Here is a 14,693-nt window from a genome sequence, read left to right as displayed (position 1 = left end):
TTCTGGGGTATCCGGAATCAGTGGGCACAAGGCACAAAGGCAAGTCGTCCCTATAAAACGAATGCAGACCGGAAAAATTAGCGTTTGGGAATTTGTATCAGGAAGGGGAGAAATCCGTGGCGAGGGAGCTTGCTCCCGCTCGGCTGCGCAGCAGACGCAACAGCTCCCGGCCTTGCAAGAAGGAGAATTGGTAGGGGTTGCTTCGCAACCCAGCGGGAGCAAGCTCCCTCGCCACAACAGCTGGCTATTTGTGGATCAGGCGCTGATGGCCAACCCATGCCGCCGATGATGCACGCTCAACTGATCCTTGATCAGCCGCAACACCTTGGCCTCGTGCTCATGAATGAAGAAGTGCCCACCGGCCAGCATGTCCACCGAAAAGCTGCCCGTGGTTTCCCGGCGCCAGCCAATCAGTTGCTCCGTGGTGGCCTTGTCGGCGGCGCCACCGAGCACATGCACCGGGCAGTTGAGCGGCGGTCGGATTCGCGGCTGGAAACGTCCGCACAGCAGGAAGTCGGCTCGCAGGACCGGCAAGGTCAGGGCCATCAGCTCTTCGTTGGCCAATATTTCCTCGCTGGTACCGTTGAGGGTGCGCAGTTGCTCGATCAGTTCAGCGTCGGTTTTCGGTTCGGCGAAACCGCGGTCGTAGTCGGCCCGCATCGTCGGTGCCGCGGTGCCGGACGCAAACAGCGCCACCGGCTCCGGGCAGCCGAGCTCACGCAGGGCATGGCCGATCTCGCAGGCCAGCAGCGCGCCCAGGCTGTGACCGAACAAGGCGTAAGGGGCCTGGAGCGTCGCGGACAACTCCCGCGCCAGTTGCATCGCCAACGGCCCCATGTCGGTGTGCAGCGGCTCGTCGAAGCGCGCCCCGCGCCCCGGCAGTTCCACCGGTTGCACATGCAGCCACTGCGGCAATGTGCGCCGCCAACGGCTGTACACCATCGCGCTGGCGCCGGAATAAGGCAGGCACAGCAGGGTCAGTTGGGTCACTGCGGTTTTCTCCGATCGGTCGTGTAGGGAAGATAACGAAATCGTAACCTACAGAATTAGTCAAAACCGTTACGTTCGCTACATCGTCTTCGCCCGACCTTATACTGACGGCACCTCGACTCACTGCGCCGCACAGGAGAACGCCATGGGCTGGTCCGCCAAGCAATACGTCACCTTCGAACAGGAACGCACCCGTCCGTCCCGGGACCTGCTCGCCGCCATTCCCCCCACACAGGCCCGTTCGGTGATCGACCTGGGGTGTGGCCCGGGCAATTCCACCGAACTGTTGGTGGAACATTTCAGCGGCGCCACGGTGCGCGGCCTGGACAGTTCCAGCGACATGGTCGAGGCCGCACGCAAACGCCTGCCCGCCGTGGCGTTCGACACCGCCGACATCAGCCAATGGGATGAACCCGGGCCGTACGACGTGATCTTCGCCAACGCCGTGCTGCAATGGCTGCCCGACCACGCCACCCTGCTGCCCTCGCTGGTGGGCAAACTCGCCCCCGGTGGCAGCCTGGCGATCCAGATGCCCGACACCCTGCACCAGCCCTCCCACCGCCTGATGCGGGAAATCGCCGCCAACGGCCCGTGGGCCAGTCAACTGGCCGGGGCGGCTGATTCACGGACCGAGGTAGAGGACGCCAGCACCTATTACGCGATTCTCAAGCCCCACTGCAGCCGCGTCGATGTGTGGCGCACCACCTACCATCACCCCTTGGCCGGTGGCGCCGCAGGCGTGGTGGAGTGGTTCAAGGGCAGCGGCTTGCGCCCGTTCCTCGAACCGCTGGATGAGGCGCAACGCGAGCAGTATCTGGCGCAGTACCTCAAGGCGATCGAACAGGCTTATCCCGCCCTGGACGATGGCACCGTGCTGCTGCCATTTCCCCGGGTGTTCATGGTCGCGACGCGCTAGGGCGACGGTCGATGACGCAGCGATGGGGGCTAAATTTCTGCTCCAGGCCCTCGTTACCTACTAAGACCAAAAACCCGCAAGAGTGACCGCCGTGGACCTGCAAACCATCCTGGGCAAGCTGTTCGCCAATGCCGGCGCCGTTGGTATCGAAGGCGTCTTCCAATTCGTGTTCGGCCCGCACCAGGCGTACTGGTCCGAGGTCAAGGCCAGCAGTCGCACCCAGGTTGGCCGCCACAGCAGCCCCGACGTCACCATCGAGGTGGCGGAAAAGGATTTTCTCGGGATCATGGCGGGCATGGCCAATGTCGAAGAACTGTTCGCCAGCGGGCGCCTGAAGATCGGCGGTAACATGGGCCTGGCGACGTTGCTGCCGCAGATCATCGACCATGCCCGGCATGGCGGTGGCGTGGTGGAAAAGGTCGACATGAACAAGCGCTACCCCACCCCGTCGCGCTTCAGCGAAAAACTCACCGCCAGCCTGCCCACTCAACGCAGCGTCGAGCGTCGTCCTCGCAGCGAGCTGTCGGTGCAGGAGTTTCAAGCACGCTATCTGCCCCATGGCATTCCGGTGGTTATCAGCGATGCCTTGCAGGACTGGCCGTTGTTCAAGCTCAGCCGCGAGGAGTCCCTGGTGCATTTTGCCGAACTGCAAGGCATCACCCGTCACGGCGACTACGTGAAGAAAACCTTCTCTACCGAACGGGACTTCCGCTCCACGTCCATGGCCGACTTCATTGCCTCCCTCGACAGCCCGGCGGTCAAGGGCGCCGACGGCGAACCACCGGCCTACATGGGCAACAACATCCTGCCGGCGCAATTGATGGAGCAGATCCAATACCCGCCCTATTTCGACCCGTCGCTGTTCATCCCACCGCGCATCTGGATCGGCCCCAAGGGCACCCTGACGCCGCTGCACCGCGACGACACCGACAACCTGTTCGCCCAGGTCTGGGGCCAGAAAACCTTCACCCTCGCCGCGCCTCACCACCGCGAGGCCCTGGGCACCTGGTCCACGGCGCCCCAAGGTGGGCTGGACGGCTGTGATTTCAACCCGGACGCGCCGGACTACCAACGCTTCCCCCACGCTCGCGACGTGACCTTCCTGCGCGTGACATTGGAGGCTGGGGATTTGCTGTTTTTGCCGGAAGGCTGGTTCCATCAGGTGGAGTCAGTGTCCACGTCGTTGTCGGTGAATTTCTGGGTGAATTCGGGGCGGGGTTGGTAGCGGTCAAACACTACTTGTGTGAACACAGACCTGTGGCGAGGGAGCTTGCTCCCGCTGGGCTGCGAAGCAGGCCCAAAACCTGACACCTCGATCATTCAGGTAGATTGAGATTACCTTTGGAGGGCCTGCTGCGCAGTCCAGCGGGAGCAAGCTCCCTCGCCACAGGTTTAGCGTCCGTACGTGGCTGAAGTGTGAAGATCGCTTCACCCAAGTGAACTCCAACCACCTCACACCAGTCAGCAGGTAAAGCCCTCCACTCAAGGTGCTAAGCCCATGCAGATATCCCTCGCCCGACAGGTTGCCCTGGTCACCGGTGCCAGCTCCGGCATTGGTGCAGGCGCGGCCAGGGCCTTGGCAGACGCGGGTGCCGCGGTGGTACTCAACTACCACTCCAGCGAAGGCCCGGCGCAAGACCTGGCCTGTGAAATCAACGCCAACGGCGGCCGCGCCATCGCCGTCGGGGCCGATGTGTCGAAGGAGCCGGACGTCGAGCGGCTGTTCGCCCAGACCCTCGAAGCGTTTGGCGCGCTGGATATCCTGGTCGCCAACTCCGGCCTGCAAAAAGACGCCGCCACCGTCGACATGCGCCTGGAAGACTGGAACACCGTGATCGGCACCAACCTCACCGGCCAGTTCCTCTGCGCTCGTGCCGCCCTGCGGATTTTCACCCGCCAGGGCATTCGCCAGGGCGTGTCCCGGGCCGCCGGCAAGATCATCCACATGAGCTCGGTGCACCAGCGCATTCCCTGGGCGGGCCACGCCAATTACGCCGCGTCCAAGGGCGGGGTCGATCTGCTGATGCAGAGCCTGGCCCAGGAAACCAGCCACCAACGCATCCGCATCAACAGCATCGCCCCCGGCGCCATCCGCACGCCCATCAACCATGACGCCACCGAGGGCGAGCAGGAACAGAAACTGCTGGAGCTGATTCCTTACGGTCGCGTCGGCGCTGTGGAGGACGTCGCCAACGCGGTGGTCTGGCTGGCCTCGGACCTGTCCGATTATGTGGTGGGCACCACGCTGTTCATCGATGGCGGGATGAGCCTTTATCCGGGGTTTCGCGGCAATGGCTGATCATGACGAACCGCAAAGCCCCATCGAGAACCACGGCATCATCGGCGACATGCGCAGCGCCGCGCTGGTCAATGACCAAGGCAGCATAGATTTTTTCTGCTGGCCGGAATTCGACAGCCCATCGATCTTCTGTGCGCTGCTGGATACGCCCGAAGCGGGCATTTTCCAATTGGCCCCGGACCTGCCGAATGCCCGCCGCCAGCAGATCTACCTGCCCGACACCAACGTGCTGCAAACCCGCTGGCTGAGCGACGGCGCCGTGGTGGAAGTCACCGACCTGCTGCCCATCGGTGACAGCGAGGATGATTTACCGGTGCTGATGCGCAAAGTGCACATGACCGTCGGCAGCGCGACGTTTCGCATGCGCTGCGCCGTACGGCATGACTACGCCCGGGCCGCCACCACTGCGCGCCAGGACGCTGCCCACATCTGTTTCGAGGCGCCGGGGCAACCGAGCCTGCGCTTATGCTCCGACCAGCCCATGACGCTGGACGGCAATGCGGCGGTGGCCGAGTTCACCCTGGCGCAGGGCCAGAGCGCCGAATTCCTGCTGGGTGGCATCGACGACCCGCGCCTTCAGGACGATGTCAGCGCGATTTGCCTGGAACGCACCCTGGCGTTCTGGCGCGGCTGGATCGGCCAGTCCACCTACCGCGGACGCTGGCGGGAAGTGGTCAACCGCTCGGCCCTGGCGCTGAAGCTGCTGACCTCGCGCAAACACGGCGCCATCCTCGCCGCCGCCACCTTCGGCCTGCCAGAAACCCGCGGCGGCGAACGCAACTGGGATTATCGCTACACCTGGATCCGCGACTCTTCCTTTACCGTCTATGCGTTCATGCGCCTGGGCTTCGTCGAAGAAGCCAACGCCTACATGCGCTGGCTGCGCGGTCGGGTCAGTGACTGCTGTGATCAACCGACCAAACTCAATATTCTCTACGGTCTGGACGGCAGGCTGGAACTGCCGGAAACCGAGCTGCCGCACCTGAGTGGCTTTGGCAACGCCCGACCGGTGCGCATCGGCAACCTGGCCTACAAACAGGTGCAGCTGGACATTTTCGGCGAGCTGATGGACGCGGTGTACCTGGTCAACAAATACGGCGAAGCGATCTCCCATCAAGGCTGGAAACACACCGTCGACGTGGTCGATCAAGTGTGCAAGGTCTGGCAGGACAAGGATGTGGGTATCTGGGAAATGCGCGGCGACAAACAGCATTTCCTGCATTCGCGGCTGATGTGCTGGGTCGCGGTGGATCGCGCCATCCGCCTGGCCGAAAAACGCTCCCTGCCCGCCCCGTTCGCCCGCTGGGACGAAACGCGCCAGGCCATCTACCAGGACATCTGGACGAACTTCTGGAACGACGAACACCAGCACTTCATCCAGCGCCTGGGCAGCACCGCCCTGGACGGCTCGATGCTGTTGATGCCGCTGGTGCGGTTCGTCAGCGCCCGCGACCCGCGCTGGCTCTCGACACTCGATGCCATCGAAAAAAACCTGGTGCGCGACGGCATGGTCTATCGCTACCGCAACGACGACAGCCCCATCGACGGCCTCAGCGGCATCGAAGGCTCATTCGCGGCCTGCTCGTTCTGGTACGTCGAATGCCTGGCCCGCGCCGGCCGCGTGGAAAAAGCCCAGCTGGAATTCGAACAACTGCTGCGCTACGCCAACCCGCTGGGGCTGTACGCTGAAGAATTCGACAGCCACGGCTACCACTTGGGCAACACGCCCCAGGCCTTGACCCATCTGGCGTTGATCAGCGCGGCGAGCTTCCTGGATCGCAAGTTGAGTGGGGAGAAGACTCATTGGCAGCCGTGAACTGAGTAGCCCTTCAGACTGGGCACAGTCCCTGTGGCGAGGGAGCTTGCTCCCGCTCGACTGCGCAGCAGGCGCAAAATCTTCCAGCCTCCAAAGAATCAGCGTCTGGTATGGGGGTCGCTTCGCAACCCAGCGGGAGCAAGCTCCCTCGCCACAGGGAAAGCGGTGCGCTGGCTATCGCGTTGAGTCGGCCAATTCGATGTCATCCAAAGCTCGATTGGCCAGCAACTTGGCCAGCTCGATCAACTGCTGAATACCCAACGCCACATGCCGCCGCGACCCTTCCAGCTCGAACGCCAGATCACTGACCATGGCATCGGCCGAAGCCAGGGTTTCGCTGAGGGTGGTCAGCACCGATTCGGTGTTGAGGCCGGGGACCACGGTGAACACCTGGCCGTCCTGGGTATCGGGTTTGGCTGGGGTGGGAGACAAGTGAATGTTCAACGCCCGGTCGGCGGCTTCGCGGAGTTTTTTTGTGTCGAGGGTGGTGTAGGCAGAAAGGTCTTCGGCGCGTGGAGGGTTGGGGGTGATCTTGACCATTGTGAAACTCCTGACTTGAAGTTGAGCTCACCCACCTCGTGACCAAACGAGGGTGGTGGGCTATACGCAGGTTGGTCAACCGGGAAGTCAGGCACCCGGCGCACTCGAAAGTGCCCCGCGCACAGCCCACCGCAAAGCATACCGACAAGCACACAAAAAAGCGCCGACATGCTGAGGTTGGCGCGTGTGCGCCTGACATTGGACGGGTGACCAAACCCGGTCGCTGATTTTGCAGCGACGAGCAAAGCCTATCCCCGCCCCTTCCGAACCGGCAACCGACACGACTCGTCAGAAAATTCCGGTTCACCTAATTTTTTGTAGGACACAAACCCCGTGGCGAGGGAGCTTGCTCCCGCTCGACTGCGTAGCAGGCGCAAAAATCGTGGGGTCGCTTCGCAACCCAGCGGGAGCAAGCTCCCTCGCCACAAGAGCATTGCAGTACCGGCTTCCCATTTATCGTGACGTCCCGTTAGAAGTTGCCAGCCCCGCCAACCCCTCCTAAGATCGATGCTCACGGGTGCAGCGGAGCTGCCCGATAAAAACCCGACTCAAGGACCTGACATGACCCATATCAAACGCCCCATCACCACCCCACCCCGAACAGGCCTGACCCGCGAAGACCTCTGGGAAGGCCAGGACCGGGGCTTGATCAAATGCTGGGAAATCGGCCGCGACCGCGCGATGAAGTTTCCCGAACTGGCGCAACGCTGCCTGGAGGGTGAGTTGCCGGTACTGGGCTGGAAAGGTGGCGTCAGCCGCAGCCTGAAGAGAAACGAAAAATTCGGCTGTCTCAAGTATCTCGCCCAATGGCAGGGGCTGCGCGGTGAGGACCTGGACATCGACATGAGCCAAGAGCGCACCTTGACCTGTTCCAGCACGAACATGATCGTGACGTTCACGCCGGATCGGGCCAAATACGTGAACCAGGAACCCGCCTGACCGCAACCGAGCAATGCCGGAGGCCAACATGAACCTCGATCCCAAGGTCAACTTCGCAGTGACGCCGCTGTTGCGCATCGCCTACGAAGAACAGGGTCCCGCCAGCGGCGAGCCAGTCATCCTGCTGCACGGTTTTCCTTACGACCCCAGGGCTTTCGATGAAGTCGCGCCCGCCTTGGCCGAGCGTGGATATTGGGTCATCGTGCCCTACCTGCGCGGCTACGGCCCGACCCGGTTCAACAACCCGGCCATCCTGCGCTCCGGCCAGCAAGCGGCGTTGGCCCAGGACCTGCTGGACCTGATGCACGCACTCTCCATCCCCCAGGCGGCGCTGTGCGGCTACGACTGGGGCGGTCGGGCGGCGTGTATCGTCGCGGCGCTGTGGCCCGAGCGCGTTCGCTGCCTGGTGACCGGCGACGGCTACAACCTGCAGGACATTCCACGTTCCACGCAGCCGCTGGACCCGGAAACCGAACATCGCCTGTGGTACCAGTACTATTTCCACACGGCGCGGGGTGTCGAGGGCCTGACCCAGAACCGACGTGAACTGTGTGAATTGCTCTGGCGCCTGTGGTCACCGACCTGGAAACGTGGCGCCGAACGGTATCCCCTCAGTGCTGCGTCGTTCGACAACCCGGACTTCGTCGACGTGGTGATCCACTCCTACCGTCATCGGTTCATGTACGCACCGGGCGACCCGACGCTGGAGTGGATGGAGGAACGGCTGGCGGCACAACCGGCCATCAGCGTGCCGAGCATTTCCCTGTGCGGTGCCGACGACGGCGTGGGGCCCGCGTCGGAACACGACGAAGACGTCGAGCATTTCACGGGTTTCTATGAGCGCCGAGTGCTGCCCGGTGTTGGCCATAACATTCCCCAGGAAGCCCCCGAGGCCACGCTCAAGGCATTGCTGGATCTGCTTGAGGGCTGACGGCGAACCGCTCGCGATAGGCCTGGGGTGTCACGCCCATGGCCCGCAGGAAACTGCGACGCAGGGTTTCTTCGCTGCCGAAGCCACATTGCACCGCCACCCGCTTGATCGACACCGCCGTGTCGGCCAGCAGGCGGCGAGCGGTTTCCACGCGAATCAACTCCACCGCCCGCGCCGGGGTCTGGCCAGTGTCGGCGCGATAGTGCCGCACAAAGCTGCGTTCGCTCATACCGACCTCGGCGGCCAGGCTCGACAGGCCCAGGTCGCGGGTGAGGTTTTCGGCGATCCAGGCATGCAGGTCATCAAACCGACTGCCCTGCTTTTGCAGCGACAAGGTCACGCTGAACTGCGATTGCCCACCGGGACGCTTGAGGAACACCACCAAGTGCCGGGCGACCTCCAGCGCCACCGCACGGCCCAGGTCCTCCTCGACCAGCGCCAGGGCCAGGTCGATGCCGGCCGTGACCCCGGCCGAGGTCCAGACCGGGCCGTCGTTGATGAAAATCGGGTTGGGTTCCACCCGCAATTGCGGATGTTGCTCGGCCAGTTGTTCGCAGCGGGTCCAGTGCGTCACCACGCGCCGTCCGTCCAGCCAGCCGCTGGCGGCCAACAGGAACGCCCCGGTGCACACCGACGCCACCCTTCGCGAACGCAGGCCGTGCTCCTTGACCCAGGCCACCAGCGCCGGATCCTTCGCCGCTTCGTACACGCCCCAGCCACCGGCGATCAACAGCGTGTCGCTGCCTTCACTCGGCAGCGGCTCGGCCATCAGCGCCAAGCCTGCCGAGGACATCACCGCGCCACCGCCCACGGCGATGACCGTCGGCGTGTACGGCAGCGGCAGGCCTTGCTGGCGAGCCAGGTCGTTGGCCGATGCGAAGACCTGCAAGGGCCCGGTGACATCCAGCACTTGCACGTTGGCGAAGGCCAGGACATGAACAGTTTTCGGAGCGTTGGGCATATTGGCGTGATTCGTGGGCTTATTGGCGTATACGCCAGAGCCTACGGATCTAAAGTAAAACCGTCCACCCCTCGGGCATCATCCAAAGGAGCACGCGACATGACGCTGCAGATCGGTTTGCTGTTATTCCCCCAAGTCCAGCAGTTGGACCTGACCGGCCCTTATGACGTACTGGCCTCATTGCCAGACGTGAAGGTCCATCTGGTCTGGAAGGACCTGGCGCCGGTCACTGCCAGCACCGGGCTGGTGTTGCTGCCCACCACCACGTTCGAGGACTGCCCGAAGCTCGACGTGATCTGCGTTCCCGGCGGGACCGGCGTCGGGCCGCTGATGGAAGACGAACAGACACTGGCCTTCATCAAGCGGCAGGCCGCCGAGGCGAAATACATCACGTCCGTGTGCACCGGTTCGCTGGTGCTCGGTGCCGCGGGCCTGTTGCAAGGCAAGCGCGCCACCACCCATTGGGCCTATCACAGCCTGCTGCAAACCCTGGGCGCGACGCCGATCAAGGAGCGCGTGGTCCGCGACGGCAACCTGCTCACCGGTGGCGGCATCACGGCCGGAATCGACTTAGCCTTGACCCTGGCGGCCGAACTGTTCGACCAGGACACCGCCGAGCTGGTCCAACTGCAACTCGAGTACGCCCCTGCCCCGCCGTTCAACGCCGGCAGCCCGGACACCGCGCCGACGCGCGTGCTGGAAGAAGCGAACCGGCGTGCGGCCGAGTCGTTCCGGGTGCGCTCGCAAATCACCCAGCGTGCTGCGGCGCGCTTGGAACGGGCGTAACGATCAGTCCCGATGGAAATGAAATCCGTGGTGAGGGGGAGTTGTCCCCTCACCGCAAAGGTTATCGGTTCATCATCCCTCCTGGCGATACAACACCATCCCCGCGTGGTAGAGCACGCCTTCACGAAAATCCCCATCGGCGGTGAAACCGGTGTCGTCGTGGTATTCGATATGGTCATCCTGCAGCCAGTAGTCGCCCTGATATGCGCGCTCACGTGCACCTCGCGCTTCGTCATAGCGTCCGCCCGGCAGCAGCCTATGGCGAATCATGCCATCAGCCGTCACCCATAGGCCGACGAATTTATCCTGGTCTCCAAATGCCTTTCTCATGGGACATCTCCTCCTGTCGGTCAAGTCGATCAGAATGGACTGGCGGTGGGCCGCACGATCAATTCGCTGACGTCTACGTCCGCTGGTTGTTCGATGGCGTAGGCGATTGCCCGGGCGATGGCTTCGGCCGGAATGGCGATCCTGCGGAACTCGCGCATTTCGGCACGTCCACCTTCATCGGAAATGCTCTCGGCCAGTTCCGATTCGGTCACGCCGGGGGAAATTACCGTCACGCGCACATCCCCTCCGACCTCCTGGCGCAAGCCCTCGGAAATCGCCCGCACGGCAAACTTGGTGGCGCAATACACGGCGGCAGTCGGGCTGACGGTGTAGGCACCGATCGACGCGATGTTGATGAACTGCCCGCTGCGCTGGCGCTGCATCAGCGGCAGGCCGGCGGCAATGCCGTGGAGCACGCCACGGATGTTGACGTCGATCATGCGGTCCCACTCCTCGACTTTCAGCGCCTCGAGCTTGGAGAGCGGCATGACCCCGGCGTTATTGATGATCACATCGACCCTGCCGAAACGCTGGACAGCGAAGTCGATCAGGTTCTGGACATCGTCGCGGCGGGTCACGTCCACCGCTTTGCAGACAGCCTGCTGGCCGGCGGTTTCGAGTTCCTGCACCAGTGTTTGCAGACGATCGATGCGCCGGGCGCCAAGCACGACACGGGCACCGCGAGCCGCGAGCAACCGCGCCGCGGCTTCACCAATTCCGCTGCTGGCGCCGGTGATGACCACTACTTTGTTTTGAATGTCGGACATGATGGTTTCCTCGTCTGGATGTGATGGCCCCGGTGGGAGCGTTTTGACAGGTCCAGATTAGGGAACCGACCACGGCCTGGGTTAGCCGGATCCTCCTGCGCACTTGCACGATCCTGTAGCGATAGATCCGACTCTGGTCGACAGCCGCGCAATCGGCTTTACTAGCGCGGTCTATTCATTTTGGCCAGGGAGATTGATCGGCATGTCGGTATCCACGTCCATCCACATTGCGCCAGACGACGGCGTCAGCCAGCGCCGCGCCGAACTGGCGAGCCTGATGAAGCGCTTCGCCCCGGAATTCGGCGTCCACCCTACGGCCATCGAGGCCTTGCACCTGATCCGTAGCGACCAGCCAACCGAAGCCCTGCACACCGTGCACAAACCCGGTTTATGCGTGATTATCGAGGGGCGCAAGGAAGTGCGCCTGGCGGACGAATGCTACGTGTATGACCCGCTCAACTATCTGGTCGTCTCGGTGACCCTGCCACTGGCCGGCCAGGTGATTGAAGCCAGCCCCGAGCGCCCCTACCTGTGCATCCGCCTCGACATCGACCCGGCACAGATCTGCCGTTTGATTGCCGACGCCAGCCCTATCGGCGTGCCGGCCGAAAGAACCGGGCGCGGGCTGTTCCTGGATCGCATTGATGCGCCATTGCTCGACGCAGTGTTGCGCTTGCTGCGGCTGTTGGACAGCCCGGACGATATCGCCACCCTCGCGCCGTTGGCCCAACAGGAGATTTTCTACCGGCTGCTGCGTGGCGCCCAAGGCCAGCGCTTGCACGAAATCGCCATTCCCGACACCCAGACCCATCGCATCAGCCGTGCCATCGAATGGCTCAATACCCATTACGCCGAGCCGTTGAGCATCGACAGCCTGGCACAAATGATCAATCTCAGCCCTTCGGCGCTGCACCACCGCTTCAAAGCCGTGACCGCCATGAGTCCGCTGCAATACCAGAAACAACTGCGCTTGCAGGAAGCCCGACGGTTACTGTTGGCGGAGAACAGCGACGTTTCGTCAATCGGCTACAAGATGGGGTATGAAAGCCCCTCGCAGTTCAGCCGTGAATACAGCCGTCTATTTGGCGCCTCCCCGAGCAAGGACATCGCTCGTTTGCGTGCCCAGGCGCTGCAAGCCAGTAGCGCCTGATCCTGCACACAAACAGGATCAGGCAAAACCAGGACAGTATCCATCTAACGCCCACCGCCGCCTCGCCCCTAATCTGAACCCATGCAGCAAGACAACCGTCGCCGCTGCAACGGGTTCAGCAGATCACGACATCTGAACGACCCGGCACTCAACCCTTGATATGACCGGAGTCTTTACCATGAAAACGTTCAACACCTTGATCGCCGTTACCACCTTCGCCCTGAGCGTCAGTGCGTTTGCCCTGCCGAGCCAGCAGCAAGACCGCTTCTTTACCCAGGCTAGCGATTACCAGCAGCCTGTGGCCGCTGATGGTGCGGATCGGACGCCTGGAGGGCAGACTCTCGCTGCCGATGGCGCGGATCGGACACCTGGGGGTCAGACCCTGGCTGCCGATGGCGCAGACCGGACGCCTGGGGGCCAGACCCTGGCTGCCGATGGTGCGGACCGGACGCCTGGGGGCCAGACCCTGGCTGCCGATGGTGCAGACCGGACGCCTGGGGGCCAGACCTTGGCTGCCGATGGTGCAGACCGGACGCCTGGGGGCCAGACCCTGGCTGCCGATGGTGCGGACCGGACGCCGGGAGGCCAGACCTTGGCTGCCGATGGTTCCGACCGCACCATGACCCGGCGCCTGGCATGATCAGGCCACTTTTTAGCAGACGAAAAAAAACCCGCCTAGGCGGGTTTTTTGAGGACCAATTTGACTCCCTGTCCGGCATTCCATGCCTGGTCCAATCATCCATGACCCCGAGCACTCCCTGTACCCAGTGGATGAACATAGATTAGGCCCATGGGGATCTTGGAAAAAGACGAGAAAGCAGCAAAGGCGTGTAAGCGTTTCGCTATAGGGCCTTCTCAGATTTTTGCGGGCGAAAAAAAACCCGCCGAAGCGGGTTTTTCCAAGACCATTACGACTCCCTGTCGATAGCTTTCCTTGCAAGGTCGATCGTCCCTGATCCTGAGCACTTCCTGTGCTTCAGTGGATGAGTCCAGATTACGCCTCGGATCCAAAACGAAATAGACGACATAGCTACCATCTCGTGTAAGACATTCGCTACACCGCCCCCTCCGAAAACCCTTAGCCCCTCAGCAGTCCCTCCTATCAAGACTTGCCCAGGAAGGCTTCAATATTGGCCATCTGCTCGTCCCAACCACGGCTGTCCATGCGAAAAGCCTTGAGCCGGCGAGCCTCGGGAATGTTGTTGAAACCCGACTCCACGACTTTGAGCAGGGTGCCGCCATCCATGTCTTCAAGTTCGAATTGCACCCGGGTTTCGGACTCTTGAGAGTAATCCACCTGCGGCTCGACAGCGTAAGGATGCCAGCGAAACGAGAACACCCGCTCGGGCTCCACCCGTTCCACCGCCACGTCCCAGATGAGATGCTCGTAACCTGGATAAGTGATTTGCCCCTGGGTACGCTCCCCTGCCACAAACCGTTTCCCCTCAAGGGCAACACCGAACCATTGGCCGAAAGCTTCGGCATTGGCCAGGGCACGCCATACCTGGGAGCGCGGGGCCTTGAGCAGGATCTTTCTTTCAATGCGGTCGGATGAATGCATGGGTCACCTCCTGTGTTTCAACAGTAGGCTTGTAAGACCACAACGCCAACCAGAAAGTTGTATCAGTATCGCCTTCTTTAAAACCGCAGGGAGCGATGTAAACTCACCCGGCGTCTTCAATCCCCTCAAGGAGAGACCAAACATGTCCCTGCGCTTGCTTCTGGCCCTGATGCCGCTGCTTTTCGTCACTGTTGCCCAGGCTGACAACTGCGCCGACGCCACCACTCAAGGCGAAATGAACCAATGCGCAGCCAAAGAAAACAAGGCCGCCGACAACGAGCTGAACAGCTTGTACAAGCTGATCACAGCACGCTTGAAGGACAACCCGCAGGCCAAACAGATGCTGGTCAAGGCGCAGCGTGCCTGGATAGGCTTCCGTGATGCCGAATGCAATTTCTCCGCCTCCGGAGTCGAGGGCGGTAGCGTCTACCCGCTGATCTACAGCAACTGCATCACCGCCCAGACTAAAGCCCGGATCGAGGCATTCAAGACCTATCTCAAGTGCAAGGAAGGGGATCTGAGCTGCCCAGTACCCGGGGCTTAAGGGCCGGATGCAAAAAAGGATGAACTCTACAGGTCATCCTTTTTTTGGCTAAAGCTTTTTGTTTCAGGCAAAAACAAAACCCCTACCTGCATCAGCAGATAGGGGTTTCGGAATTTAATCTTGACGATGACCTACTCTCACATGGGGAAACCCCACACTACCA

General features: G+C 62.2%; 16 protein-coding genes. 10 read left to right on the top strand and 6 right to left on the bottom strand.

Annotated features, from left to right (window positions below; translation table 11 throughout):
- Positions 1–255 precede the first annotated feature (255 nt).
- Positions 256–990, bottom strand: a complete 735-nt coding sequence (locus BLU76_RS29100) for a thioesterase II family protein (RefSeq protein ID WP_092225570.1) — start codon at positions 988–990, stop codon at positions 256–258.
- Positions 991–1,135: 145 nt separating this feature from the next.
- Here BLU76_RS29100 and tam point away from each other — a divergent pair, with 145 nt between their 5' ends.
- From tam to BLU76_RS29080, 4 genes are all read left to right on the top strand, one after another.
- The gene (gene tam / locus BLU76_RS29095) at positions 1,136–1,906 is read left to right on the top strand and encodes a trans-aconitate 2-methyltransferase (protein ID WP_092150349.1); all 771 of its coding nucleotides are present in this window, start codon (positions 1,136–1,138) and stop codon (positions 1,904–1,906) included.
- 91 nt (positions 1,907–1,997) lie between these two features.
- Entirely contained in the window at positions 1,998–3,131 is a 1,134-nt protein-coding gene (locus BLU76_RS29090; RefSeq protein WP_092150346.1) for a cupin-like domain-containing protein, read from the top strand.
- Between the two features lie 273 nt (positions 3,132–3,404).
- The gene (locus BLU76_RS29085; protein ID WP_092225568.1) at positions 3,405–4,205 is read left to right on the top strand and encodes an SDR family oxidoreductase; all 801 of its coding nucleotides are present in this window, start codon (positions 3,405–3,407) and stop codon (positions 4,203–4,205) included.
- Complete coding sequence (locus BLU76_RS29080) at positions 4,198–6,021, top strand: glycoside hydrolase family 15 protein (RefSeq protein WP_092225566.1); 1,824 nt, start codon at positions 4,198–4,200, stop codon at positions 6,019–6,021. The genes BLU76_RS29085 and BLU76_RS29080 overlap by 8 nt, the downstream gene beginning before the upstream one ends.
- 174 nt (positions 6,022–6,195) lie before the next feature.
- Here BLU76_RS29080 and BLU76_RS29075 read toward each other — a convergent pair whose 3' ends face one another.
- A complete protein-coding gene (locus BLU76_RS29075) occupies positions 6,196–6,561 on the bottom strand; it encodes a DUF6124 family protein (protein ID WP_092225564.1) in 366 nt (121 codons plus the stop codon).
- 561 nt (positions 6,562–7,122) lie between these two features.
- Here BLU76_RS29075 and BLU76_RS29070 point away from each other — a divergent pair.
- Positions 7,123–7,500, top strand: coding sequence for a hypothetical protein (locus tag BLU76_RS29070; RefSeq protein WP_092150334.1), 378 nt, complete (start codon positions 7,123–7,125; stop codon positions 7,498–7,500).
- A 28-nt stretch (positions 7,501–7,528) separates the two neighbouring features.
- The gene (locus tag BLU76_RS29065; protein WP_092225589.1) at positions 7,529–8,431 is read left to right on the top strand and encodes an alpha/beta fold hydrolase; all 903 of its coding nucleotides are present in this window, start codon (positions 7,529–7,531) and stop codon (positions 8,429–8,431) included.
- Here the strand turns inward: BLU76_RS29065 and BLU76_RS29060 are convergent.
- Positions 8,400–9,392 carry a GlxA family transcriptional regulator gene (locus tag BLU76_RS29060; protein ID WP_092150331.1) on the bottom strand — a complete coding sequence of 331 codons (993 nt, stop codon included), beginning with the start codon at positions 9,390–9,392 and terminating at the stop codon, positions 8,400–8,402. The genes BLU76_RS29065 and BLU76_RS29060 overlap by 32 nt on opposite strands.
- Before the next feature lie 99 nt (positions 9,393–9,491).
- Here BLU76_RS29060 and inhA point away from each other — a divergent pair, with 99 nt between their 5' ends.
- A complete protein-coding gene (gene inhA, locus BLU76_RS29055; RefSeq protein WP_092225562.1) occupies positions 9,492–10,178 on the top strand; it encodes an isonitrile hydratase in 687 nt (228 codons plus the stop codon).
- Positions 10,179–10,250: 72 nt separating this feature from the next.
- Here the strand turns inward: inhA and BLU76_RS29050 are convergent, their stop codons facing one another.
- Complete coding sequence (locus tag BLU76_RS29050; protein ID WP_092225560.1) at positions 10,251–10,508, bottom strand: Atu4866 domain-containing protein; 258 nt, start codon at positions 10,506–10,508, stop codon at positions 10,251–10,253.
- 29 nt (positions 10,509–10,537) lie between these two features.
- On the bottom strand, positions 10,538–11,275 hold the full coding sequence (locus tag BLU76_RS29045) for an SDR family oxidoreductase (RefSeq protein ID WP_092150322.1): 738 nt from the start codon (positions 11,273–11,275) through the stop codon (positions 10,538–10,540).
- Between the two features lie 202 nt (positions 11,276–11,477).
- Between BLU76_RS29045 and BLU76_RS29040 the strand changes: the two genes are divergently transcribed.
- Positions 11,478–12,425, top strand: a complete 948-nt coding sequence (locus BLU76_RS29040) for an AraC family transcriptional regulator (RefSeq protein ID WP_092225558.1) — start codon at positions 11,478–11,480, stop codon at positions 12,423–12,425.
- A gap of 178 nt (positions 12,426–12,603) precedes the next feature.
- Positions 12,604–13,065 (top strand): hypothetical protein, encoded by a 462-nt coding sequence (locus tag BLU76_RS29035; protein WP_092150316.1) that lies wholly within the window; start codon positions 12,604–12,606, stop codon positions 13,063–13,065.
- A gap of 462 nt (positions 13,066–13,527) precedes the next feature.
- Here BLU76_RS29035 and BLU76_RS29030 read toward each other — a convergent pair whose 3' ends face one another.
- Positions 13,528–13,986, bottom strand: a complete 459-nt coding sequence (locus tag BLU76_RS29030; protein ID WP_092150313.1) for an SRPBCC family protein — start codon at positions 13,984–13,986, stop codon at positions 13,528–13,530.
- A gap of 142 nt (positions 13,987–14,128) precedes the next feature.
- Here BLU76_RS29030 and BLU76_RS29025 point away from each other — a divergent pair, with 142 nt between their 5' ends.
- Complete coding sequence (locus BLU76_RS29025) at positions 14,129–14,530, top strand: lysozyme inhibitor LprI family protein (protein WP_092150310.1); 402 nt, start codon at positions 14,129–14,131, stop codon at positions 14,528–14,530.
- The last annotated feature ends 163 nt before the right edge of the window (positions 14,531–14,693 follow it).

This window comes from Pseudomonas sp. NFACC08-1, from assembly GCF_900106735.1.
GTDB lineage: Bacteria > Pseudomonadota > Gammaproteobacteria > Pseudomonadales > Pseudomonadaceae > Aquipseudomonas > Aquipseudomonas fluorescens_Q.
Note: the sequence above shows the minus strand (reverse complement) of the source record. Positions and strands in the feature narration are given on the sequence as shown.

Bases quoted from the DNA above. Each gene is read 5' to 3' on its own strand.
- tam (WP_092150349.1), top strand. From the start codon at position 1,136: ATGGGCTGGTCCGCCAAGCAATACGTCACCTTCGAACAGGAACGCACC.
- BLU76_RS29085 (WP_092225568.1), top strand. From the start codon at position 3,405: ATGCAGATATCCCTCGCCCGACAGGTTGCCCTGGTCACCGGTGCCAGC.
- BLU76_RS29080 (WP_092225566.1), top strand. From the start codon at position 4,198: ATGGCTGATCATGACGAACCGCAAAGCCCCATCGAGAACCACGGCATC.
- BLU76_RS29075 (WP_092225564.1), bottom strand. From the start codon at position 6,561: ATGGTCAAGATCACCCCCAACCCTCCACGCGCCGAAGACCTTTCTGCC.
- BLU76_RS29070 (WP_092150334.1), top strand. From the start codon at position 7,123: ATGACCCATATCAAACGCCCCATCACCACCCCACCCCGAACAGGCCTG.
- BLU76_RS29065 (WP_092225589.1), top strand. From the start codon at position 7,529: ATGAACCTCGATCCCAAGGTCAACTTCGCAGTGACGCCGCTGTTGCGC.
- BLU76_RS29060 (WP_092150331.1), bottom strand. From the start codon at position 9,392: ATGCCCAACGCTCCGAAAACTGTTCATGTCCTGGCCTTCGCCAACGTG.
- inhA (WP_092225562.1), top strand. From the start codon at position 9,492: ATGACGCTGCAGATCGGTTTGCTGTTATTCCCCCAAGTCCAGCAGTTG.
- BLU76_RS29050 (WP_092225560.1), bottom strand. From the start codon at position 10,508: ATGAGAAAGGCATTTGGAGACCAGGATAAATTCGTCGGCCTATGGGTG.
- BLU76_RS29045 (WP_092150322.1), bottom strand. From the start codon at position 11,275: ATGTCCGACATTCAAAACAAAGTAGTGGTCATCACCGGCGCCAGCAGC.
- BLU76_RS29040 (WP_092225558.1), top strand. From the start codon at position 11,478: ATGTCGGTATCCACGTCCATCCACATTGCGCCAGACGACGGCGTCAGC.
- BLU76_RS29035 (WP_092150316.1), top strand. From the start codon at position 12,604: ATGAAAACGTTCAACACCTTGATCGCCGTTACCACCTTCGCCCTGAGC.
- BLU76_RS29030 (WP_092150313.1), bottom strand. From the start codon at position 13,986: ATGCATTCATCCGACCGCATTGAAAGAAAGATCCTGCTCAAGGCCCCG.
- BLU76_RS29025 (WP_092150310.1), top strand. From the start codon at position 14,129: ATGTCCCTGCGCTTGCTTCTGGCCCTGATGCCGCTGCTTTTCGTCACT.